The following is a 22921-nucleotide window of genomic DNA, read 5'->3' as shown; positions in this document are numbered from 1 at the left end:
GGTGACGAGAAGCCTTGGTTTTGATGTATTGAAACCGGTTTCAGTCGCCGTCACCGACAATAATCACAAGGGACCCGAAATGACCGACCTGCCTGCACAACCCCGCGAACGCGTGACCATCAGCGAGGTGGCGCGCGTTGCCGGCGTGTCCAAGGCTACGGTGTCGCGCTACATCGGTGGCGACCGGCAGTTGCTCGCCGAGGCCACTGCCAAGCGCCTGGAAGAGGTCATCGAGCGCCTGGGCTACCGACCGAACCAGATGGCTCGGGGGCTCAAACGCGGCCAGACGCGACTGATCGGCATGCTGGTAGCCGACATCCTTAACCCCTATTCGGTCGCGGTGATGCACGGCGTGGAAACCGCCTGCCGCCAGCATGGCTACAGCCTGGTGGTGTGCAACACCAACCGCGACGACGAGCAAGAGCGCCATCACCTGGTGGCGCTGCAGTCCTACAACGTCGAGGGCCTGATCGTGAATACCCTAGGCCGTCATCCAGGCGAACTGCTCAACCTGCAGCGCGAAATGCCCATGATACTGGTCGATCGGCAACTGCCGGAACTCAACGTCGACCTGGTCGGCCTGGACAACGCAGGGGCCATCGAGCAGGCCCTGGACCACCTGCAGGCGCGTGGCTACCGCGACATCCTGGCGGTCACCGAGCCGCTGGATGGCACCAGTTCGCGGCTTGAGCGGGTACAGGCATTCACCGCGTCGGTCAGCCGCCGTGCCGGCATGCGCCAGCAACTGCTGGAAATCGACACCGACCTGCAGGCTCGGCTCGGCGCCTTCCTCGACAGCAATGGCCATGGTCCCCAGGCCATCTTCACCTTCAACGGCGTGGCAACTCTGGCCGTGACCCGTGTGCTCCACGACAGCGGCTGCAAACTGTTCCAGGACGTCGGCCTGATCGCCCTGGACGAACTGGACTGGTATCCGTTGGTCGGCGGCGGCATCACTGCGCTGGCCCAGCCCACCGAACGCATCGGCGTCGCCGCCTTCGAGTGCCTGCTCGACCGCCTGCGCGGCGAGAGCGGGGCGCCACGGCGCATCGACTTCAAGGCTGATCTGATCATCCGAGGTTCCACTCACCCACGTGAATAAACCCACGGGCAGCAGGCTGCCCGTTATTGCATCCAAAAAATGAAACCGGTTTCATAAGGACAAGAACAATGCACGCGAACCCCGTTTCCATCAGCCTCTCCAGCTACGGTGCCAGCTTGGTGCGCCAGCAAGGCCAGGAGAGCTTCCTTGAACTGCTGGCTGCTGCCGGCGTGATGCGTGTCGAACTGCGTGAAGAGCTGTTCGACGAAGCCCCGGACGCTGCCGTGTTGTCTGCGGCAATGAAAGCGTTACGCCTGGAATGCCTGTATTCCACGCCGCTCGAACTGTGGACGCCCGACGGCCAGCTCGACCCGCGTCTGCCGGCCAAGCTGGCGTTGGCACGGGCGCTTGGGGCCGTGGCGCTGAAAGTGTCCTTGGGGCATTACCACCCCCAACGCGATTTGACCGCCTTGCAAGCGCTGCTGCACCAGGGCGACCCCGTATTGCTGGTGGAGAACGACCAGACCCCACAAGGCGGGCGAATAGAGCCGCTGCTGCAATTCTTCGAGCACAGCGAGGCGTTGCGGTTGCCGCTGGGTATGACCTTCGATATCGGCAATTGGCAATGGCAGCGCGAGTCCGCGCTGCAAGCCGCACAGCAGCTCGGTCGCTGGGTGCGCTACGTGCACTGCAAGGCCGTGCATCGCGAAGCCAATGGCCGCTTGATCGCCGTTGTGCCGCAGGCAGCTGACCTGGTGGCCTGGGAGGCGTTGTTCGATGCGTTCACCCCAGGGCTAGTGCGCGCGGTGGAATATCCTCTCGCTGGTGACGACCTGCTGGCGCTGACCCGCGCCCAGGTGAACAATCTCGCGCGTATTGGCCTGGGCGCGGAGGTGAGCCATGCCTGAGCATGACGTGCTGTGTTTTGGCGAAACCATGGCGATGTTCGTTGCCGAGCAGGGCGGCGACTTGGCCTGCGTGGGCGCATTCGCCAAGCGCATTGCCGGCGCGGACAGCAATGTGGCCATCGGCCTGGCCCGGTTGGGTTTTGGGGTGCGCTGGCTGAGCCGGGTGGGCGACGATTCGCTGGGCCGCTTCGTACTGGACAGCCTTTGTCAGGAAGGGCTCGACTGCAGCCACGTCGAGGTGGACACCCACTTCCCAACAGGCTTCCAGCTCAAGGGCCGTTGCGACGACGGCAGTGACCCGGTGGTGGAGTATTTCCGTCGCAACTCCGCTGCCAGCCAACTTTCGCCCGCGCAGCTCACCCCTGCGTTACTGCAGGCCCGGCACCTGCACGCCACCGGTATTCCGCTGGCACTGTCGAGCGGCTGCAGGGCGTTGGCCCATGAACTGGTGAAACACATGCGCGCAGAAGGGAGGAGCATTTCCTTCGACCCCAATCTGCGCCCATCGCTGTGGCCGGACCAGGCCAGCATGGTGCGTGAAGTCAACGCCCTGGCGCTAAAAGCGCACTGGTTGCTGCCGGGCCTTGAAGAGGGGCGCCTGCTGACCGGCCTGGAAACGCCAGCCGACATCGCCGCGTTCTACCTCGACCAGGGTGTCGAACAGGTGGTGATCAAGCTGGGCGGCGAGGGCGCCTATTACCGCAATGCCCAGTGCGAGGGGCGCGTCGCCCCGGTGCCGGTGGCCAAGGTCGTGGACACCGTCGGCGCGGGCGACGCTTTTGCCGTTGGCGTGGTCAGCGCATTGCTCGAAGGCCGTCCGCTGCCCGAAGCGGTGGCGCGTGGCAACTGGTGCGGCAGCCGCGCCGTGCAGTCGCGCGGCGACATGGAAGGGCTGCCGTTGCGCAGTGAACTGGAGGCCTACGCGTTAGCCAAGAGTGCCTGAAACTTTGATCGCCGGTACGCCGGCCCTGTTGCGACAAAAACAACAAGCTCAGGAGCAAGCATCATGCAATCGACCCGCCTCGCCCCACGCCGTTGGTGGTACATCATCCCGATCGTGTTCATCACCTACAGCCTGGCCTACCTGGACCGCGCCAACTATGGGTTCGCCGCAGCATCCGGCATGGCCGACGACCTCAAGATCACCCCGGTACTGTCGTCCCTGCTCGGCGCACTGTTCTTCCTCGGGTACTTCTTCTTCCAGGTGCCCGGCGCGATCTACGCCGAAAAGCGCAGCGTGAAGAAACTGATCTTCGTCAGCCTGATCCTCTGGGGCGGCCTGGCGACCCTGACCGGGATGATCAGCAATGTCTACCTGCTGATCGGCATCCGCTTTCTGCTCGGCGTAGTCGAGGCGGCGGTGATGCCGGCGATGCTGGTGTACCTGTGCCACTGGTTCACCCGCGCCGAGCGCTCGCGCGCCAATACCTTCCTGATGCTCGGCAACCCGGTGACCATCCTGTGGATGTCGGTGGTGTCGGGCTACCTGATCAAGCACTTCGACTGGCGCTGGATGTTCATCATCGAAGGCCTGCCGGCGGTGCTCTGGGCGTTCATCTGGTGGCGTCTGGTGGCAGACCGCCCGGCCCAGGTCGACTGGCTGAGCGGGCAGGAAAAGGCCGCGCTGCAGCAGGCCTTGGCCGCTGAGCAGCAAGGCATCAAACCGGTGAAGAACTACCGCGAGGCGTTCCGCTCGCCGCAGGTGATCGTGCTGTCGCTGCAGTACTTCTGCTGGAGCATTGGCGTGTACGGCTTCGTGTTGTGGCTGCCGTCGATCCTCAAGCAGGCGGCCAATGTCGATATCGTCGAGGCCGGCTGGTTGGCGTCGGTGCCCTACATGGCTGCGGTGCTGGCGATGGTTGGCGTGTCGTGGGCTTCGGACCGCCTGCAGAAGCGCAAGCGCTTCGTCTGGCCGCCACTGCTGATCGCCGCGCTGGCCTTCTATGGCTCCTATGCGCTGGGCACCGAGCACTTCTGGGTGTCCTACGCGCTGCTGGTGGTGGCGGGGGCCTGCATGTACGCACCCTATGGCCCGTTTTTCGCCATCGTGCCGGAGATTCTGCCGAGTAACGTAGCCGGCGGAGCCATGGCGCTGATCAACAGCATGGGCGCGCTGGGCTCGTTCGGTGGCTCGTGGTTGGTCGGCTACCTAAACGGCGCGACCGGAGGCCCGGGCGCCTCGTACCTGTTCATGTCCGGGGCGCTGCTCACCGCAGTGGCGCTCACGGCCGTGCTGAAAACTTCACAGACCTCTGGCCAGGCCAAGCCCCGTGGCCAGCGCCTGGCAATGAGCCAATAGGAAACCGAGCATGAAAAAGCGAATCGTCCTTTACAAACGCCTCCCTGATGCCTTGCTTGCGCGGTTGCAACAACAGGTCGAGGTGACCTGGGTGGACACCCACGCCAGTGACGGCCTGGCGCGGCTGCGCGATGCCTTGCCAGGCGCGCATGGCCTTCTGGGTGCCAGCCTGCGCCTGGACAGCAGCCTGCTAGACCTGGCCCCCGAATTGGAGGTGGTCTCCAGCGTGTCTGTCGGGGTCGACAACTACGACATCGCCGACCTGACCCGCCGTGGCGTGATGCTCACCAACACCCCCGACGTGCTGACCGAAACCACCGCCGACACCGGCTTCGCCTTGATCCTGGCCAGCGCCCGACGCGTGGTGGAACTGGCCGGTTGGGTACGGGACGGCCACTGGCAGGCCAACCTGGGGCCGGCGCATTTTGGCAGTGACGTGCATGGCAAGACGCTAGGCATCGTTGGCATGGGGCGCATTGGCGAGGCCTTGGCGCGGCGTGGCGCGGCCGGTTTTGGCATGCGCGTGCTCTACCACAGTTCGCGGGCCAAGCCGGAGGTGGATGCCCGCTATGGTGCCCGTTACTGCAGTCTTGACGCTCTGTTGAGCGAATCGGACTTCGTCTGTTTGACGGTGCCCTTGAGTGCCAATACCGAAGGCATGATCGGGGCGCGTGAATTCAAGCTGATGAAGCCCGAAGCGATTCTGGTCAACATCGCCCGTGGGCGGGTGGTGGATGAGCTGGCGCTGATCGAAGCGCTACGCGAGAAACGCATTCGCGCTGCCGGGTTGGATGTGTTCGTGCAGGAGCCATTGCCCGCTGATTCGCCGCTGCTGCAGCTCGATAACGTGGTGGCAACGCCACATATCGGTTCGGCGACCCATGAAACACGCGAAGCGATGGCGCGCTGCGCGGTGGAGAACCTGCTGAGCGCGCTGGCCGGCCAGCGGCCGGCGAACCTGGTGAATGAGCCGACCTGGAAAGCAGACAAGCACAATTGAATGTGCCTGGCCGGGGGCCCCCCGTGGGAGCAGCTCCAGCCGCGAACACCGGCGAAGCCGGTGCCATGCACCACGTCGCTTGCTTCGCGGCTAAAGCCGCTCCCACAGAAAAAATTCAGGCCAGTTCATTGAGCGGACGGGCCCGGACATCCACCTGCACGATCGGCTGAACCGGGATCACCTGCTCATTGGCCATCAGACTGCGCATCAGGCTATACCCGGTGAGCAACATGTAGATGGCAATCGGCAACCCGACCACGATGCTGGCCATCTGTATCGCCAGCAGCCCTCCGGCAATCACCAGGCTCGCCGCAATCGCCCCCTCCAGCACGCACCACAGCACCCTTATCCAGTTGGGAGGGTCGATGCTGCCCAGCGAGTTGAGCATGCACAGCACCTGTGTGCCGGCATCGGCGGCGGTGACAAAATGTACGGCCAGCAGCAGGCAGATGACCACGCTCAGCAGCGCGCCCAAACTCGGGCCGCCCAGGCGGTCGAGCAGGGTGAACATCGCCGTGGTGGTTTCCTTGCGGGTAGCTTCGAGAATCGGGCCACCCTGGAACGCGCCTGCGGCGGTTTGCTCGGCCACCGGCTGTTGCTCGTACGCCTTGCGCACCTGCTGTTCATCCTTCAACGCGGCGCCGCCGAACACAGCCATCCACAGGATCGTTACCACGGTCGGCACCAGCAGCGCGCCAACGATCAGCTCGCGAATGGTCCGGCCGCGGGAAATGCGGGCGATGAAGAGGCCCACGAACGGCCCCCAGGTCATCCACCACGGCCAGTAGAAGGCGGTCCAGCTTTTTTGCCAGTCGCCATCGGCCTGGGCGTCGGTCCAGAAACTCATGCCGATGATGTTCTGCGCATAGTCGCCGGCAGACTCGAACAGCAGGTTCATGATGTAGTTGGTCGGGCCGAGCCCCAGCACTACCAGCATCAGGCCGAAGGAAATCCACATGTTCAGGGTGGACAGACGCTTCATGCCCTTGGACACGCCGGCCACCAGCGAAATCGAGGCAATCACCGTGACCACGGCGATAATCCCCAGCTTGAACGACAGGCTGACCGGGGTACCGAACACTTGGTGCATGCCCATATTGATCTGCTCGACCCCAAGACCCAGCGACTGGGAAACGCCAAAGGCGGTCACTGCGCCACCGATGATGTCCACGGTATGGCCGATCGGCCCGTAGATGCGGTTGCCGATGATCGGGTAAAGGATCGAGCGCAACGCCAGCGGCAGGCCCTCGCGGTAGGCGAAATAGGCCAGGCCCAGGCCGATCACGGTAAAGATCGCCCATGGATGCAGGCCCCAGTGCAGCAAGGTGATGCGCATGGCCATGGACGCGGCCTGGTCGGTAAGGCCAGGGGTGAACGGGTTGCTGGCGTAGTGCAGCACAGGTTCGGCGACCGACCAGAAGATCAGCCCCACGCCCATGCCGGCGCTGAACAGCATGGCGATCCAGGCGGCGAAGCTGAATTCCGGTTTTTCGTCCGGGCGCCCGAGTTTGAGTGTGCCGTGGCGGCTGAAGGCAATGAAGATCAGCACCCCGAGAATGCCGCTGACCAGGGCCAGGTAAAACCATTTGAGGTGATCGAGGATGGCGTCGGAGGCGCCTTTGAACACGCCGGCCGCCTGGTCGCCGTGCGACGCGCACAGCACCACGAAGGCGACCACAATGGAGAGGGACCCTACCGTCACAATAGGGTTGAGGCCTTTGAAAAGGCCCTGTTTTGCACGCATCGGCTCTATCCTTTTTATTGTTGCAGAGGGCCTCTCGAGCGGCCCTCTTGGCTGCGTTGCTAAGAAATGTACAGCTAGATGTTCAGAGGTCGATCACCAAGTCCGAAGTAGGGCGGCTGCAGCACAGCAGTCGCAGGCCTTTGTCGATTTCGCGTTGGCGGATGCCGCCGTTGTGGTTCATCTCCACGCTGCCTTCGAGCACCGCGGTCTTGCAGGTGCCGCAGACGCCCTGGCTGCACGAGGAGGGCACCACGGCGCCGGCTTTCTTGGCGGCGGCCAGTACGGTCTGGTCGGCGCCCATGGTGAAGGTCTTGCCCGAGCGCGCCAGGCGCACGGTGAAGGTATCCACGGCCTGGCCGGGGATGGCCGGCGCGGGTTCGGGTTGTGCTTCGGCACTGATGTCGAAACTTTCCTGGTGATAGCGCGACAGGTCAAAACCGGCGCCGGCCAACAACCCTTTGGCCGCATCCATGTAGCCTTTGGGGCCGCAGGTGAACACGGCGCGCTCCATGAAGTCGGGGATGTGCTGTTGCAGTTCATCGAGTGACAGACGGCCAAGCGGGCCACTCCAATCCGGCTCGTCGCCGCTGCTTTCGCAGAAGAACAACGTGCGCAACCGCGGCATGCTGCGCTCCAGGCGGGCCAGTTCGTCGCGGAAGATGATGTCTTTGGGCGTGCGCGCGCTGTGCACGAAGACGATGTCGAGGTCGGCGTGCAGGTCAGCGGCTGCGCGGGTCATGGCCATTAGCGGGGTGATGCCGGAGCCTGCGGACAGGTACAGCAATTTGCGCGCGGGGCCGGCGACCGGGGTGAACACGCCTGCCGGGCCCGAAGCGGCCAGGGCACTGCCGGCGCGCAGATTATCGTGCAGCCAGTTGGAAACGCTGCCGCCCGGCACCCGCTTGACCGTGATCGAGAAGGTGAAGGGGCGGGTCGGTGTCGACGACAGGGTATAGCAGCGCGACACGCTGGCGCCGTCGATCACCGGCGAGACGGTGAGGAACTGCCCAGGCTCGTAGGCCAGGGCGTGGTAGTCCGGGCTGTGGAAAGTGAAGGTCTTCACGTCGTGGGTTTCATCCACCACGCTCAGGCACTCGATGCGCCGGCTCTCGCCGCTGGCCCACTGGGCGCCGTGGGCGGCCCAGTGGTCACTGTCGGTGAAGCGTTGGTCGGCGAGCAAGTTGGCGATATTCTCGAACACAGTCATGGCCTCACACTCCGTGGGCGGCGAGGCGCGAGGTGTACCAGCGGGCGAACTGGTCCACGTACGGCTCGGTGAAGGTGGAGTAGGGGCCTGGCTGGAAAGCCGGGTCCTGGGTGCCGCTGTGGGTGATGGCGACCAGCGCGGCATCCTGCTGGGTGGTGGCGACCCACACTTCGGTCAGTTTCTGCAGGTCATAGTCGACCCCTTCGACGGCATCGCGGTGCACCAGCCATTTGGTGCGCACCAGGGTGCGTTCCGGCGACAGCGGGATGATCCAGCTGATCATGGCGTGGTCGCTCATCACGTGGGCCCAGGCGTTGTTGCCCCACAAGTGGGTGTCGCCCAGGTCGCGGCGGGTGAGGTTGCCGAGCAGCTTGGTGCAGGCAACCTTGGTGTCGAGTGTCTGAGACTCGCCGCTGCCGGCGATGATCATGCGCTGGGTGCGAAACTGCGTAGGGGCATCGTCGTGCAGGTGCTCCACGGTTTCATAGAGCAGGCCGGACTGCTGCCAGTCCGCTTCGATGCCGGCCTTGCGCACCTGGTAGGCGTCATAGGATGCACGGGCTTCCTCGCTCATTTCTTCCAGGCTGACGCCCAGGTCTTCGGACTGGTACGACACGATCAGCTCCGGGTGAGTACCGGCGCAGTGGTAGCACTCGCGGTTGTTTTCCATCACCAGCTTCCAGTTGCCCTCCTCGATGTAGTCGAGCTCGTAGGCAATGCGGGTGTTGGTCAGGTCGAAGGGCGCGAAACGTGGGCCCATGACCTCTTCGAGGTCTTTGATATCTTCCGGCGGGTTGTCGGCCAGGCAGATCAGTACATGGGTGCCAATGACCTTGCAGTGCACGGGAATCAGGCTGCGGCACATGGGGTCGAAGCCCTTGCCCATGTGGCTGGCATGCTTGAGGCTGCCGTCCAGGTCGTAGGTCCATTGGTGGTAGGGGCACACCAGCATGCCGACGGTGGACTTGCCGGCTGGTTTCAGGCGCGCGCCACGGTGGCGGCAGACGTTGCGGTAGGCGCGGATCTGCTCGTCATCGTCACGCAGGATCAGCACCGACGCCTTGCCGATATCCACGGTGTAGACATCGCCCGGCTCATCCACATCGGCGGTGACCGCCACCTGGATCCAGTGCCGATTGAAGAAGATATCCATGTCGTTTTCAAAGATATCCTGGCGGCTGTACAACTCGCCGTTCATGCCAAAGCCGGGTTGGCGCGATTCGATAAGTTGGCGATGGGATAGTAGCGTCGAGCTGTTCATCGTTGTCCTCAGGCACTCTTGTTTTTAATGGACCCTTACAGGTATGGGCCGATTATCAAAGTGCGCTTATAGAGCGTCAACGCGCTAATTTTTCCTCTTCGTATTACTTCAGGTTATGCGAGTTTCTTGCCTATGAATGCTGGCTCTGGCAGGGCTTAAAGTACTTTTCATAATACAAATTGACTCGGATATACAATGCGCTTGCCTGAACCCGGGATACAGTTTTAAAAAAACCTCGCGACTTACCTCGCCTGCCACTGCAGGCCGCCTGCCAATCAAAACTTCGTAGCGTGCTAACCCTGCGAAGCCACTGTTAATTGGTCATAAATATAATAATGAGGGTCGTATGTATCAGGGCGATGAAATCATTTGCGTGAAAAACATCTTCAAAGTGTTCGGGGCCAACCCGGACATGGCCATGGAGATGCTCCACAAGGGTGCCGACAAGCACGAAATATTCAGCAAGACCGGCCACGTCGTCGGCGTGTTCGATGCAAGCTTTTCCGTCAAGCGTGGCGAGATCTTCGTCATCATGGGCCTGTCCGGCTCGGGCAAGTCGACCATGGTGCGGCTGTTCAATCGCCTGATCGAACCCACCTCCGGCAGCATCCACCTCAACGGCCGCGAAATCACCGGCCTCTCCGATAAAGACCTGCTCGACGTGCGCCGCAAGGACATGGGCATGGTGTTCCAGTCCTTTGCGCTGATGCCGCACATGAGCGTGTTGCAGAACACCGCCTTTGGCCTGGAGATCGCCGGTGTGTCGGAAGCTGAGCGCCACAGCCGTGCCCGCGAGGCACTGGCCCAGGTCGGCCTGGCCGGCCACGAGCACAGCTACCCGCACCAGTTGTCTGGCGGCATGCAGCAGCGCGTGGGCCTGGCCCGTGCGCTGGCCAACGACCCGACGATTCTGCTGATGGACGAAGCCTTCTCGGCCCTCGACCCGCTGATCCGCAGCGAAATGCAGGGCGAGCTGATGCGCCTGCAGGCCGAGCAGCAGCGCACCATCATCTTCATTTCCCACGACATCGAGGAAGCCATCCGCATCGGCCACCGCATCGCGATCATGGAAGGCGGCCGGGTGGTGCAGATCGGCACGCCGCAGGAGCTGATCAACCAGCCGGCCAACGATTACGTGCGCGCGTTCTTCAAGACCTTCAACAGCCGCTGCCAGTGTTCCAGCCTGGCAATCGACGCGCCTTTGCCGTCTTTGAGCCGCCACTGAACCCACGCGAGGTTTGCCTCCATGTCCGAATTCAGCCTTCTCGACCCCTTCCAGGCGGCCACCATCCCCCTGGGCGACTGGGTCACCGCAACCCTCAACTTCCTGGTGCACAACTTCCGCGAAGTGTTCCGCGCCATCCGCTGGCCGATCGACCAGGTGCTCAACGGTATCGAATTCACCCTGCAGAGCATTCCACCGACCATCGGCATCCTGCTGTCGTCCTTGCTCGGCTGGCAGCTGGCGGGCAAGCGCATGGCGCTGTTGTGCTTCATCACCCTGACTTTACTGGGGCTGATCGGGGTGTGGTCGGAGTCGATGACCACCTTGGCGCTGGTACTCACCTCGGTGTTCTTCTGCGCCGTCATCGGCATCCCGCTGGGCATCGTCTGCGCCCGCAGCAACCGCCTGGAAAGCATCATCCGGCCGATCCTCGATGCCATGCAGACGCTGCCGGCGTTCGTTTACCTGGTGCCGGTGGTGATGTTGTTCGGCATCGGCAACGTGCCCGGCGTGCTGGTGACCATCGTGTTCGCCCTGCCGCCGCTGGTGCGCCTGACCAACCTGGGCATCCGCCAGGTGCCGGAAGACAAGATCGAAGCGGCTCGTGCCTTCGGCTGCACGCCCCGGCAGATGCTGACCCGGGTGCAGCTGCCACTGGCCACCTCGACCATCATGGCCGGCCTCAACCAGACCTTGATGCTGTCGCTGTCGATGGTGGTGATCGCCTCGATGATCTCGGTGGGTGGCCTGGGCCAGATGGTACTGCGCGGCATCGGCCGGCTGGACATGGGCCTGGCCACCGTCGGTGGCGTCGGGTTGGTGCTGCTGGCGATCTTCCTCGACCGCCTCACCCAGGCTATGGGCGCGCGCAGCAGCGCCGACCCGAGCCTGCGCTGGTACCACACCGGCCCCGTGGGCGCTGTACTGCGCCTGGCAATTTTCCGTATGCCGAAACAACAACCAGAAAAAGGTACGCGATGATGACCCCGTTTAACTTCACCCGCCGTCTTCTGCAAAATACCTGCGCCCTGGCCCTCGGCCTGGCGTGCCTGCATGCCAGCGCCTCGGTCGACAAACCGGGCGAAGGAATAAAGATCACCCCGGCATTCCCCACGGTCGACGAGGAGCGTTTCCGCGGCGAAGTTGCCCTCCAGGGCCTGCGCGAGCTGGGTTACAACGTGCAGAAAGCCAAGGAAACCGAATACGCGACGATGATCCTGGCGGTCGGTTACGGCGATGCCGACTTCAGCGTCAACCTGTGGGACAAGCTGCACGCCAGCTTCTACGAGAAGGCCGGTGGCGACCAGAACATGGTCAAGGTCGGCGACATCCTCCCCGGTGTGCTGCAGGGCTACCTGATCGACAAGAAGACCGCCGACCAGTACCACATCAAATACCTCACCGACCTGAACAAACCCGAGATCGCCAAGCTGTTCGACACCGACGGTGACGGCAAGGCCGACATGACCGGCTGCAATCCCGGTTGGGGCTGTGAGCTGGTGATTGCCCACCAGATGAAAGCCTACGGGCTAGAAGACCGCATTCACGTCAACCAGGGCTCGTACTTCGCACTGATGGCCGACACCATCACCCGCTTCAAGGAAGGCAAGCCGGTGTTCTACTACACCTGGATGCCGCAGTGGGTGGCCGGGGTGATGGTCGAAGGGCGCGATGTGGTCTGGCTGGAAGTGCCGAAAACCGATCTGCCGGGTGGCGATAACACGGTCAATACCCTGTACCAGGGCAAGAATCTGGGCTTCGCGATCGACAAGATCGAGGCGGTGATCAATCGCGAGTTCGCTGAGGAAAACCCGGCAGCCGTGAAGTTCCTCTCGCTGATGCAGATCCCGGCGGCGGATGAAAGTGCGCAGAACCTGAAGATGCAGAACGGCGAGAAGAGCTTTGCCGATATCCAGCGTCACAGCCAGGAATGGATCGCCGCCCATCGCCAGGCCTTCGACAGCTGGCTGCAGGCGGCTCGCGCCGCGGCTATGCAAGCCAGCAAGTAACTCCACAACAGAGCACAACCATGACCCAGCCAGCCGCCAGCCACCTCAGAAACAGGAATTTCGCTCACTTGGCGCCGGATCATCGGCTGGCCACGGGTGCGGCGTTGCGTCGGGTCGGGTTCGTGTTGTTGGAACACTTCTCGATGATGACGTTGACCACGGCCATGGACACCCTGGCCGCCGCCAATCAGGTCAGTGCCAAGCCGCTGTTCGCGTTCACGATGATCGGCGACAGCGCGCAGGTCAGGAGCGACTCGGGCATCGTCATCTCGGTCGACCAGACCCTGGCCGACCTGGATGCTCGCAGCCTGGACTTCCTGTTCGTCTGTGGCGGTTTCAGGGTGCCGCTGAAACGCAACCCGCGCCTGCGCCGCAAGCTGCACGAAGCCGACAGCCACGGTTGCCTGCTAGGTGGCTTGTGGAACGGCGCGTACTTTATAGCCGAAGCTGGGCTGCTCGATGAGCATGACTGCGCCTTCCACGTTGAGGGCCGGGCGATGATGAGTGAGTTGTTCCCTGGGGTGCGGGTCAGCCGCGCAGGGCATGTGCTTGACCGTCGGCGCCTGAGCTGTGCAGGCGCTTCCAGTGCGCTGGACATGATGCTGGAACTGCTGGCCGGGCGTTACGGCAAAAGCCTGTTGGTCGGCGTGGAGCAGATCGTTGCGGCGGACAAACCCGCACCGGCGGTACCCAAGGTAGTGCCGCCGTTCAGGGTCGGGTTGCCGCAGAACCTCAACGAAGCGATCGAGCTGATGAGCTGCAACATCGAGGAGCCCATCGCCATCGACGAGATCGCTCGGCATGTGAAGCTGTCCCGGCGCCAGCTTGAACGTGCGTTCCGCCAGCATGTGCAGTCGACGCCGCTGACGTTCTACCTGGAGTTGCGCCTGGGGCATGCCCGGCAGTTGTTGCAGCACACCGACAAGCCAATGTCGGAGATTGCCATTGCCAGTGGCTTTACCAGCTTTTCCTATTTCTACCGGCGGTTTCACAGCTTTTTCGCCATGCCACCGCGCAAGTATCGGGCGATGAGCCGGGGCTGGGCGGTGCATTGAAGTAAACCTGTGGGAGCGGCTTTAGCCGCGAAGCTAGCGACGCGGTGGATGGCACCGGCTTTGCCGGTGTTCGCGGCTGAAGCCGCTCCCACAGCGATTGGGTCAGTGTTCCGAGATTCCCACTGGCTAGTGGCCGCCCTTCATACGGCGTGCCACCAGGTAGATCCCCAGGCCGACCAACGCAGTGGCGGCGCCGATATAGCCGGTACTGGTCCAGCCCATTCCCGCACTGATCGCCATACCGCCCAACCACGGCCCCAGGGCGTTGGCCAGGTTGAAGGCGGCGTGGTTGGAAGCTGCAGCGAGGCTCGGCGCCTCGTGGGCGATGTCCATCAAGCGGATCTGCAGCGGCGCGGCCAGGGCAATCATGGTGCCGACCAGGCCAACACCCAGCAGGATCGTCCACAGTGAATGGGCCGCGAAGGTGAAGAACACCAGCACGGCGGTCGACCACAGCAGCACGACGCCCACGGCACGGAACTGCAGGCAGTCGAACAGCTTGCCACCGGCAATGTTGCCGATGATGCCGCCGGCACCGAATGCGGCCAGGCCAAACGGAATCCACTCAGGTGACACCCGGGTCACCTGCAGCATGGTCGGTGCCAGGTAGCTGAACACACAGAACATCCCGGCAAAGCCGATCGAAGCAATCGCCAGCGCCATCCACACCTGGGGCAGGGTGAAGGCTTTCAGCTCCTTGCGCGGATCGCTGCGTACCTCATCATGTGGCTGGGGCACGAAGCGCCAGACCAGGGCCATGGTGCACAAGGCAATCGCCCCTACCAGGATGAAAGCCGAGCGCCAGCCGAAGAACTGGCCAAGGTACGTCGCCACCGGGTTGCCCAGCAGCATGGCCAGGGTCAGGCCCATCATCACCCTGGCCACGGCCCCGGCACGCTGGTTGGTAGGCACCATGCTCGACGCCACTACGGCGGCGATGCCGAAATACGCTCCGTGGGGTAGGCCGCTGATGAAGCGGAAGGCGACCATGCTGGCGAACGACGGGGCGAACGCGGTGGCCATGTTGCCGATGGCGTACAGCGCCATCAACAGCAACAGCATGTGCTTGCGCAGCAGCTTGGCCCCGAGAATCGCCAACGCCGGCGCACCGACCACCACGCCCAGCGCATAGGCGCTGATGGCATGGCCCACCTGGGGTTCGCTCAGCTGCAGGTTACTGGCGATGTCTGGCATCAGCCCCATGATGGAAAATTCGCCGGTACCGATGGCAAAACTGCCCAAGGCCATCGCGGCCTCCATTCTGCCGATCTCGCCTTTGGAGCGGGTGAGCGGCGGTAATTCCTGAACAGACATCTGAATCCTTAATTGAAACGTGGGTTGCTTGTTACATTTTGCATTAATTGTACGAACTCATAAAATGCCCGTATCAATCTGCCGGTTCACGAGTGCGCGTCATGGCCATCAACTTCGACCTCAACGACTTGCAAGCCTTTCGTGCGGTGGTCGACCAGGGCAGTTTCAGCAAGGCTGCAGAAGCCGTCCGCATCTCCCAGCCAGCACTGAGCCGGCGCATCGAAAAGCTCGAAGATGCATTGGGCGTGCGACTGTTCGAGCGCACCACGCGCAAGGTCAGCCTGACCCAGGCCGGGCGAGGTTTCATGCCCAGCGTCGAGCGTTTGCTGGACGATCTGGACAACGCCTTGCTGGGCATCAGCGAAGTCGCTTCGACTCGGCTCGGACAGGTGACGGTCGCCTGCGTTCCTTCAGCGGCGTATTACTTCATGCCGCGGGTGATTGCCCACTACCACCAGCAATATCCGCGCATCAAGGTCAAGGTTCTGGATTCCAGCGCCCACGATGTGCTCAGCGCCGTAGTCGAGGGCGAGGCGGATTTTGGCCTGAGCTTCATGGGCACATTGGAGGCTGACGTGGAATTTGAGCCACTGGTGCAGGAGAGTTATGTGGTGGCGTGCCGGCGCGATCATCCGCTGGCGGGGCGCGGTAGCGTCAGTTGGGATGAGTTCTACCAGCAGGATTACATCTCGCTGGGTAAGACTTCGGGTAACCGCTTCCTGCTCGACCAGGCGCTCAGTGGCATCGTGCCGCAGCGTCAGAGCATCTGCGAAACCCGTCACGTCACTACCATGATCGGCCTGGTCGAAGCGGGCCTGGGGGTGGCCGCCGTGCCGTTGATGGCGATGCCGGCGGCGGATCATCCTATTCTTACCCGGGTGCCGTTGACCGACCCCGAGGTGATGCGCAGTGTCGGCTTGATCAAGCGCCGGGGTCGCACGCTGACCCCGGCGGCGTTGGCGCTGGAGCGGTTGGTGGTGCAGATGAAGGCCGACGTCAGCGGCTGACCGAATCCAGCCCGGTGGCCTGTACATCCTGCTGCGCGCCTGGCGCCGCCAGGTAGTCAAGCAACGCCTTCGCCTGGCGCGGGTGCTGGGCATTGACCGGGATGCCAGCGGCAAAGCGTGTCACCGATTGCACCGCCTCAGGCAGCTTGCCGACAAAACTTACCCCCGGCACCGGCAGCAATTCGCTGACCTGCTGCAAGCCCAGCTGGTAGTCACCCTTGGCAATCACCGAAGCGACCGGAATTTTCGGCACCATCGTGGCCTTGGGTTTGAGCTGGTCTTCGATGCCCAGCCGCTTGAACAGCTGGTTCTCGACATACACGCCGCTGGCACTGTCCGAATAGGCCACCGAATTGGCGGCCAGCAGCGTTTGCTTCAACGCTTGCACCGAGCCGATATCCGGCTTCGGCGCGCCAGCGCGCACCACCAGGCCGATGCGCGAGTCTGCCAGTTCCACCCGTGAAGCCGGGTCGACCTTGCCCTGCTTGATCAACTCATCGAGCGCGTAGCCCACCATGATCACCACATCGGCCTGTTCACCCCGGGCCATGCGATTGGGGATGGCTTCGGGGGCCTTGCCCATCGAGGGGCCGAGGGTCGTGTCCAGGGTGTTGCCGCTGGCAGCGGCGAATTTCGGGCCGAGCAGCTGGTAGGCGGCGGTGAAACCGCCGGAGGTCATCACCTTGATCTGTTCGGCCTGGGCGAGGGTAGCCAGGCCAGCACAGGCCAACAGAACAACGCTTTGCAGTAATTTGTGCATGATCATGCTCCTTCAGCCCATGGCCGGTTGCAGGCGGCCGCTGGCGCGACGGTAGAGGAACAGCGTCGCGCACAGTGCGCAGAGCGCCGCGAAGCTCATCCAGTAACCCGGTGCGGCCTTGTCGGCGGTGTACTGGATAAGGAAGGTCGAGATCGCCGGGGTGAAACCACCGAACACCGCAGTGGCCAGGCTGTAGGCCAGCGAGAAGCCGGCGACGCGCACTTCGACCGGCATGATTTCGGTCAGCGCCGGGATCATCGCGCCGTTGTACAGGCCGTAGATGAACGACAACCACAGCAGCACCATCAGCATGTGCAGGAAGCTCGGCGCGTTGACCAGGTAGTCCAACGCCGGGTAGGCCGTGGCCAAGGTCAGCAGGGTCATGGCGATCAGCACCGGGCGGCGGCCGATGCGGTCGGACAGCGCACCACCCAGCGGCAACCAGATGAAGTTCGACACGCCCACCAGCAAGGTCACCAGCAGCGCATCGGACGTGCTCAGGTGCAGCACGGTCTTGCCGAAGGTCGGCGCGTACACGGTGATCAGGTAGAACGCCGTGGTGGTCAGCGCGACCATCAGCATCCCGGCAACCACCGTCGTCCAATGTTGCACCAGGGTCCGCAACACCTCAGCCATTGACGGGCGATGCTTGCGTGCAGCGTATTCTTCGGACTCCGCCAGGTTGCGGCGCAGCAGGAAGATGAACGGAACGATCAGGCAGCCGACGAAGAACGGAATGCGCCAGCCCCAATCGGCGATCATCGCCGGGGCCATCCACTGGTTCAAGGCAAAGCCCAACGCGGCGGCAACGATGATCGCCACCTGCTGGCTGGCCGACTGCCAACTGGTGAAGAAGCCTTTGTTGCCGGGCGTGGCGATTTCCGCCAGGTACACCGACACACCGCCCAGTTCCGCACCAGCCGAGAAGCCTTGCAGCAGGCGGCCGACCAATACCAGCGCCGGGGCAAGCAGGCCAATGCTTTCATAGCCGGGTACCAGCACGATCAGGATCGTGCCGCTGGCCATGATCGACAACGTGACGATCAGCCCTTTGCGCCGGCCCACCTCGTCGATGTAGGCACCCAGCACCACTGCGCCCAGCGGGCGCATCAGGAAGCCCGCGCCGAATACGGCGAAGGTCATCATCAAGGACGCGAATTCACTGCTGGCAGGGAAGAACACCGCCGCGATCTGCGTGGCGTAAAAACCGAAGAGGAAGAAGTCAAACTGTTCGAGGAAGTTGCCCGACGTGACCCGGAAGATCGCGCCGGCTCGGGAACCGCCGGAGGAAGTTGCTGCTGTCATTGCCTGTACTCCATACCGCTTTTATGACGTGCGCCGGCTGGAGACGGCGCACGGTTCTTATAGGCGGAGCATGGTGCGACAGGGGTATTGATATGAGAATTGCATTGTTCGCATGGATTGATGTGTCTAGCGGATCAATCTGCCATTTGCAGGTCAGGTAGCTTCACCCGGAAGGCACGTGTCAGCCCGAGCAGGCAGATGAAGCCGGCGCCCATCCAGCACAGGCCGATGGTGAACGACATGCTCGACAGGCTGCTCCACAGCCACAACGTACTGAGAAAGCCCAGCGCCGGGATGGCGCCATACAGCAGGTAGTTGCGGGTGCCGCTCAGCTTGTTGTCGACCAGGTAATGCTTGACCACCGCCAGGTTGACGGCCGAGAAGGCGAACAATGCGCCAAAGCTGATCATGTTGGCCACGGTGTCGAGGGTGATGAACAGGGCGACCAGCGACAGGATGCTGACCAGCATGATCGCCGTCGCAGGTACTCGTTTCTTCGTCACCAACTGCCCGAACACCCGAGGCAAGGCGCCGTCTCGGCCCATGGCGAACAGCACCCGCGACACGCTGGCCTGGGACACCATCGCCGAGGCGAAGCAACCGGCGACGTAGGTGGCGGTAAAGGCTGTGACCAGCAACTCGCCGCCGACCCGGCGCATGACATCCACCGAAGCGGAATCCGGGTCGGCGAACGTCGACCACTCGGGGAAGACCATCTGCGCGAAGTACGACACCAGCAGGAACAGCAGCCCACCAATCACTGACACTGCCATGATTGCTTGGGGGATGCGCCGCTCGGGGTTTGTGGTTTCCTCGGCCATGGTCGAGACGGCGTCAAAGCCCAGGAACGACAGGCACAGTACCGCAGCCCCAGTCATGATCAGCGGCACGCTGAAACCTTCGTGGTGGAACGGCGCCAGCAACGAGATCGGCGCCGCCTGATCGGACAAGTTGCGCACCGATAACGCGACGAAAACCACGATGAACACCAGTTGCGCGACCACCAGGATCCAGTTGACCCGGGTAATCGACTCGATGCCGATCAGGTTGAGAAAGGTGACCAGGGCGATGGAGCCCAGCACCCACACCCAGGCGTGCACCGCCGGGAAGTATTCGGACATGTAGATACCGATCAGCAGGTAGCTGAGCAGCGGCAGGAAAATGTAGTCGAGCAGCAAGGTCCAGCCGGCGATGAAGCCGAAGTGGCTGCCAAACGCCTTGCGCGTGTAGGTGTAGACGGAACCGGAGTAGGGGTGGGCCTGGACCATGCGGCCGTAGCTGTAGGCGGTGAGCAGCATGGCGGCAAGGGTCAGCAGGTAGGCGGTGGGCAGGTGCCCTCTAGTCATCTGGGTGACCAGCCCGTAGGTGGTGAACACCGCCAGCGGAACCATGTAGGCCAGGCCGAACAGCACCAGCGCGGTCATGCCCATGGATTTTCGAAAACGGCCGGAGCCAGTGGCTTGCGAAGCAGGGTGGGGCGGATGGGCTGTAGTTGTTGTTGTATGCATTGCTGACTCCTGGTTTGGGATGCAGGACGCCGCACGATGCGAGCAGGCTCGATCATGGGGATGGCGTTCGATCAGGGGCAGAGCTGAGGTGGGACAGGGCCATGCTCCCACACTCGCGGTACGTCCGAAATCACCCTTTGGGGGGAGTCAACCCATAGCGAATCAGGGCCATGAGGCCAGCTCATACCCCCATGACTTTATGTGGTTGCAGCTGCGCGCAGCGGCGGTGTTAAAAAATCGCAAACACGGTTCCTCTAACAACAAAGAGTGTTTGCACAGATGAAAGAACTCGACCTGTACATCGGCGAAGCCTTCGAAGGCCCAGGCGTCAACGCCGCCCACATCAACATCCTCATCGGCCCGCGCAATGGCCCAGCCGGCCAGGCCTTCGCCAACAGCCTGGCGTCGCCCAGCCAGGGCCACTGCCCGTTCATGGTGATCGCCCAGCCCAACATCCCGGTCAAACCCATGACCCTGTACGTGAACAAGGCCGTCATCGTTGGCGACCTGCACGGCAACGCCACCTGGGGCGCGTCGCAGGCGGGCATCGCCAAGGCGGTCACCGAGGCGCTGCTGGACGGCACGCTGCCGGCCGAGGCCGAAGACGAGTGGGCCATCGTCACCGCCAACTGGGTCAACCCGGCCTGCGATGACCTCGATGCGGTGTACCTGAACAACTACAACGCCTGCCGCACGGCGATCGGCGCCGCGCTCACCGGCAAGCCAGAGCGTGCCCAGCTGGCCGATGTGGTCGGGCAGATCAGCAACCCCTTCTACACCCCCAAAGCCTGAGGTCGCCGCCATGCAATACATTCGATTGGGCAACTCCGGCCTGGAAGTCTCGCGCCTGTGCCTGGGCACCATGAACATGGGTACCCCGGACTGGAAGCCATGGATCTTCGATGAGAAGCAGAGCGAGCCTATCGTGGCCCATGCCCTGGACAACGGGGTGAACTTCATCGACCTGGCCGACTTCTATTCGGCCGGTGTCGGTGAAGAGGTGGTGGGGCGCATCGTCAAGCGCCTGGCCCGCCGCGAAGACCTGGTGATCACCACCAAGGTCGGTTATGGCACCGGCGGCGGCATCAACGCCAGTGGCCACTCGCGCAAGCACATCATGGACAGCATCGACGCCTCGCTCAAACGCCTGGGGATGGACTATGTCGACCTGTACATGCTGCATTTCTTCGACGTGAACACCCCGGTCGAGGAAACCATGGGCGCGCTCAACGACATCGTCAAAGCGGGCAAGGCACGTTACATCGGCGTGTCGACAATGCTCACCGGGCAACTGGCGAAGATCCTCCTGTGCTGCGAGCGCAATGGCTGGGTCAAGCCGATCAACATGCAGCTGCAGCTCAACTGCGCCTACCGCGAAGAAGAGCGCGAGATGATCCCGTTCTGCCGTGATCAGGGCCTGGGCGTTTCGGTATTCAGCCCGCTGGCCCGGGGTTTGTTGACCGGCGACGTGCAGTCGACCCGCAACCAGACCGACTTCTTCACCCAGCAGATGTACAGCGACGAGGCCTCGTTCGAGATCGCCCATTCGGTGCAGCGGGTGGCCAGGGCACGTGGCGTGTCCAACGCCCAGGTGGCCCAGGCGTGGGTACTCAACCACCCAGGTGTCGACTGCATGCTGGTGGGTGCCGACACCACGGCGCAGTTCGACAGTGCGCTGGCGGCCCTGGAAACCCGGCTGGATGCCGAAGAGCTGCATGAACTGGAGCGCAATTACACCCCGTGCGACCTGATCAACGACTACACCTCGGGTAAGCGTATCCTACGCAGCGCGCGGCCCGGCATCGAGCGCTTCACGCTGAACGGGGTGGCGGCATGAGTAGGTTGCTGCGCAACGGCCATTTCATCGATGGCCAGTGGTTGTCCGGCGGCCCGACCTATGCGGTGATGGACCCTGCCACCGGCGAACTGATCGCCCAGGTGCAGAAGGCCGGCGCTGAAGAAGCCGAGCTGGCCATCGCCGCCGCGGAACGTGCCTTGCCGGCCTGGCGAGCGCTGACGGCCAAGGACCGCAGCCAGCGCCTGAAGCGTTGGGGCGAGCTGATGCTGGCCCACCAGCGTGACCTGGCCACGCTGATGTGCCGTGAACAGGGCAAGCCCTTCGCCGAAGCCATGGGCGAGGTAGTGTATGCGGCGAGCTTCCTCGAATGGTTCGCCGAAGAAGCCATGCGCGCCTATGGCGATGTGATCCCCAGCCACAAGGCCGATGCGCGGATCGTGGTCATCAAGGAGGCGATTGGTGTGGTTGCGGCAATCACGCCGTGGAACTTCCCGCTGGCCATGGTCACGCGCAAGGTCGGCCCGGCGCTGGCGGCGGGTTGCACCATGGTACTCAAGCCGTCCGAAGAAACGCCGCTGTCGGCCTTCGCCCTGGCCGTGCTGTCCGAGCAGGCGGGGATTCCGGCTGGTGTGTTCAACATCGTCTCCGGCGATGCGGTGGCCATCGGCGGCGCGCTGCAGGCTTCCAGTGTGGTGCGCAAGCTGTCGTTCACCGGCTCCACCCGCACCGGCAAGCTGCTGATGCGCCAGGCGGCGGATACGTTGAAAAAGGTCTCGCTGGAGCTGGGCGGCAACGCGCCGTTCATTGTCTTCGAGGACGCCGACCTGGACGCCGCCGTGAAGGGCGCCATGGCTTCGAAATTCCGCAACACAGGGCAAACCTGCGTATGCGTGAACCGCTTCTTCATTCAGGACGGTGTGTACGACGCCTTCGTGGCCAAGTTGGCCGAGGCGGTCAAGGCGATGCGCGTAGGTGTGGCGCTTGAGGGCGAGACAGAGCAAGGCCCGCTGATCAATGCGGCAGCGCTGGCGAAGGTCGAAGCCCACGTCGGCGACGCACTGGAGAAGGGCGCAAAACTAGTATGCGGCGGTCGTCGTCACGCATTGGGCGGCACCTTCTACGAGCCGACGGTATTGGCCGACGCCAGCCGCGACATGCTGATCGCCAGCGACGAGACCTTCGGCCCGGTGGCCGCCTGCTTCCGCTTCAAGGACGAGGCCGAAGTGCTGCGCCAGGCCAACGACACGCCGTATGGCCTGTCGGCCTACTTTTACAGCCGCGACATCGGCCGTGTGTGGCGCATGGCCGAGGGCCTGGAAGCCGGCATGGTGGGCATCAACGAAGGGGTGATTTCCACCGAGCTCGCGCCATTTGGCGGCATCAAGGAGTCCGGCCTGGGCCGCGAGGGTTCGAAGTACGGCCTCGACGAATACCTGGAGATCAAATACCTGCTGATGGGCGGGCTCTGACACCAGGCAA

The 22921-nt window shown here is 63.1% G+C and carries 20 protein-coding genes; 13 read left to right on the top strand and 7 right to left on the bottom strand.

What is annotated here, in order from left to right:
* The first annotated feature begins 79 nt into the window (after positions 1 to 79).
* The 5 genes from ACIQUF_RS04290 to ACIQUF_RS04270 all read left to right on the top strand — a co-directional run bounded on the left by ACIQUF_RS04290 (position 80) and on the right by ACIQUF_RS04270 (position 5249).
* Positions 80 to 1102: a LacI family DNA-binding transcriptional regulator gene (locus ACIQUF_RS04290; protein ID WP_403128783.1), complete on the top strand. Its 1023-nt coding sequence runs from the start codon at positions 80 to 82 to the stop codon at positions 1100 to 1102.
* 68 nt (positions 1103 to 1170) lie between these two features.
* Positions 1171 to 1950: a sugar phosphate isomerase/epimerase family protein gene (locus ACIQUF_RS04285; RefSeq protein ID WP_403128781.1), complete on the top strand. Its 780-nt coding sequence runs from the start codon at positions 1171 to 1173 to the stop codon at positions 1948 to 1950.
* Entirely contained in the window at positions 1943 to 2893 is a 951-nt protein-coding gene (locus ACIQUF_RS04280) for a sugar kinase (protein WP_403128778.1), read from the top strand. The genes ACIQUF_RS04285 and ACIQUF_RS04280 overlap by 8 nt, the downstream gene beginning before the upstream one ends.
* Before the next feature lie 63 nt (positions 2894 to 2956).
* Positions 2957 to 4249, top strand: coding sequence for an MFS transporter (locus ACIQUF_RS04275; RefSeq protein ID WP_403128776.1), 1293 nt, complete (start codon positions 2957 to 2959; stop codon positions 4247 to 4249).
* Positions 4250 to 4259: 10 nt separating this feature from the next.
* Positions 4260 to 5249, top strand: coding sequence for a 2-hydroxyacid dehydrogenase (locus tag ACIQUF_RS04270; RefSeq protein ID WP_403128774.1), 990 nt, complete (start codon positions 4260 to 4262; stop codon positions 5247 to 5249).
* Between the two features lie 115 nt (positions 5250 to 5364).
* On the opposite strand, the gene ACIQUF_RS04265 is transcribed toward ACIQUF_RS04270, so the two are convergent.
* The 3 genes from ACIQUF_RS04265 to ACIQUF_RS04255 form a co-directional block, all read right to left on the bottom strand.
* On the bottom strand, positions 5365 to 6993 hold the full coding sequence (locus ACIQUF_RS04265) for a BCCT family transporter (protein WP_403128771.1): 1629 nt from the start codon (positions 6991 to 6993) through the stop codon (positions 5365 to 5367).
* 82 nt (positions 6994 to 7075) lie between these two features.
* Positions 7076 to 8200 (bottom strand): FAD-binding oxidoreductase, encoded by a 1125-nt coding sequence (locus tag ACIQUF_RS04260; protein WP_403128768.1) that lies wholly within the window; start codon positions 8198 to 8200, stop codon positions 7076 to 7078.
* Positions 8201 to 8204: 4 nt separating this feature from the next.
* Complete coding sequence (locus tag ACIQUF_RS04255; RefSeq protein ID WP_403128766.1) at positions 8205 to 9461, bottom strand: SRPBCC family protein; 1257 nt, start codon at positions 9459 to 9461, stop codon at positions 8205 to 8207.
* A 373-nt stretch (positions 9462 to 9834) separates the two neighbouring features.
* Here ACIQUF_RS04255 and ACIQUF_RS04250 point away from each other — a divergent pair, with 373 nt between their 5' ends.
* The 4 genes from ACIQUF_RS04250 to ACIQUF_RS04235 are packed head-to-tail and all read left to right on the top strand — an operon-like array spanning position 9835 to position 13750.
* Complete coding sequence (locus ACIQUF_RS04250) at positions 9835 to 10686, top strand: glycine betaine/L-proline ABC transporter ATP-binding protein (protein WP_403128765.1); 852 nt, start codon at positions 9835 to 9837, stop codon at positions 10684 to 10686.
* Between the two features lie 21 nt (positions 10687 to 10707).
* The gene (gene proW, locus ACIQUF_RS04245; protein WP_403128763.1) at positions 10708 to 11667 is read left to right on the top strand and encodes a glycine betaine/L-proline ABC transporter permease ProW; all 960 of its coding nucleotides are present in this window, start codon (positions 10708 to 10710) and stop codon (positions 11665 to 11667) included.
* Positions 11667 to 12695 carry a glycine betaine/L-proline ABC transporter substrate-binding protein ProX gene (gene proX / locus ACIQUF_RS04240; RefSeq protein ID WP_403128761.1) on the top strand — a complete coding sequence of 343 codons (1029 nt, stop codon included), beginning with the start codon at positions 11667 to 11669 and terminating at the stop codon, positions 12693 to 12695. Before proW ends, proX begins: the two co-directional genes overlap by 1 nt.
* A gap of 20 nt (positions 12696 to 12715) precedes the next feature.
* Complete coding sequence (locus tag ACIQUF_RS04235; RefSeq protein ID WP_403128759.1) at positions 12716 to 13750, top strand: GlxA family transcriptional regulator; 1035 nt, start codon at positions 12716 to 12718, stop codon at positions 13748 to 13750.
* 126 nt (positions 13751 to 13876) lie between these two features.
* On the opposite strand, the gene ACIQUF_RS04230 is transcribed toward ACIQUF_RS04235, so the two are convergent.
* Positions 13877 to 15064, bottom strand: a complete 1188-nt coding sequence (locus tag ACIQUF_RS04230) for an MFS transporter (protein ID WP_403128757.1) — start codon at positions 15062 to 15064, stop codon at positions 13877 to 13879.
* 101 nt (positions 15065 to 15165) lie between these two features.
* Between ACIQUF_RS04230 and ACIQUF_RS04225 the strand changes: the two genes are divergently transcribed.
* Complete coding sequence (locus tag ACIQUF_RS04225) at positions 15166 to 16071, top strand: LysR family transcriptional regulator (RefSeq protein WP_403128755.1); 906 nt, start codon at positions 15166 to 15168, stop codon at positions 16069 to 16071.
* Here ACIQUF_RS04225 and ACIQUF_RS04220 read toward each other — a convergent pair.
* From ACIQUF_RS04220 to ACIQUF_RS04210, 3 genes are all read right to left on the bottom strand, one after another.
* Positions 16061 to 16831 carry a substrate-binding domain-containing protein gene (locus tag ACIQUF_RS04220; protein WP_403128753.1) on the bottom strand — a complete coding sequence of 257 codons (771 nt, stop codon included), beginning with the start codon at positions 16829 to 16831 and terminating at the stop codon, positions 16061 to 16063. The two genes, ACIQUF_RS04225 and ACIQUF_RS04220, sit on opposite strands and share 11 nt — an antisense overlap.
* Before the next feature lie 12 nt (positions 16832 to 16843).
* Complete coding sequence (locus tag ACIQUF_RS04215) at positions 16844 to 18136, bottom strand: MFS transporter (protein ID WP_403128752.1); 1293 nt, start codon at positions 18134 to 18136, stop codon at positions 16844 to 16846.
* Between the two features lie 134 nt (positions 18137 to 18270).
* The gene (locus ACIQUF_RS04210) at positions 18271 to 19644 is read right to left on the bottom strand and encodes an APC family permease (protein WP_403128751.1); all 1374 of its coding nucleotides are present in this window, start codon (positions 19642 to 19644) and stop codon (positions 18271 to 18273) included.
* 279 nt (positions 19645 to 19923) lie between these two features.
* Here ACIQUF_RS04210 and fae point away from each other — a divergent pair, with 279 nt between their 5' ends.
* Genes fae through ACIQUF_RS04195 form a run of 3 tightly spaced genes read left to right on the top strand, consistent with a single transcriptional unit; the run spans position 19924 to position 22911 of the window.
* The gene (gene fae, locus ACIQUF_RS04205) at positions 19924 to 20436 is read left to right on the top strand and encodes a formaldehyde-activating enzyme (protein WP_403128749.1); all 513 of its coding nucleotides are present in this window, start codon (positions 19924 to 19926) and stop codon (positions 20434 to 20436) included.
* 10 nt (positions 20437 to 20446) lie between these two features.
* Complete coding sequence (locus tag ACIQUF_RS04200) at positions 20447 to 21481, top strand: aldo/keto reductase (protein WP_403128748.1); 1035 nt, start codon at positions 20447 to 20449, stop codon at positions 21479 to 21481.
* Positions 21478 to 22911 carry an NAD-dependent succinate-semialdehyde dehydrogenase gene (locus tag ACIQUF_RS04195; protein ID WP_403128746.1) on the top strand — a complete coding sequence of 478 codons (1434 nt, stop codon included), beginning with the start codon at positions 21478 to 21480 and terminating at the stop codon, positions 22909 to 22911. Before ACIQUF_RS04200 ends, ACIQUF_RS04195 begins: the two co-directional genes overlap by 4 nt.
* Positions 22912 to 22921 lie beyond the last annotated feature (10 nt).

The organism is Pseudomonas sp. NPDC090233, assembly GCF_044772285.1.
Taxonomy (GTDB): Bacteria; Pseudomonadota; Gammaproteobacteria; order Pseudomonadales; family Pseudomonadaceae; genus Aquipseudomonas.
Note: the sequence above shows the minus strand (reverse complement) of the source record. Positions and strands in the feature narration are given on the sequence as shown.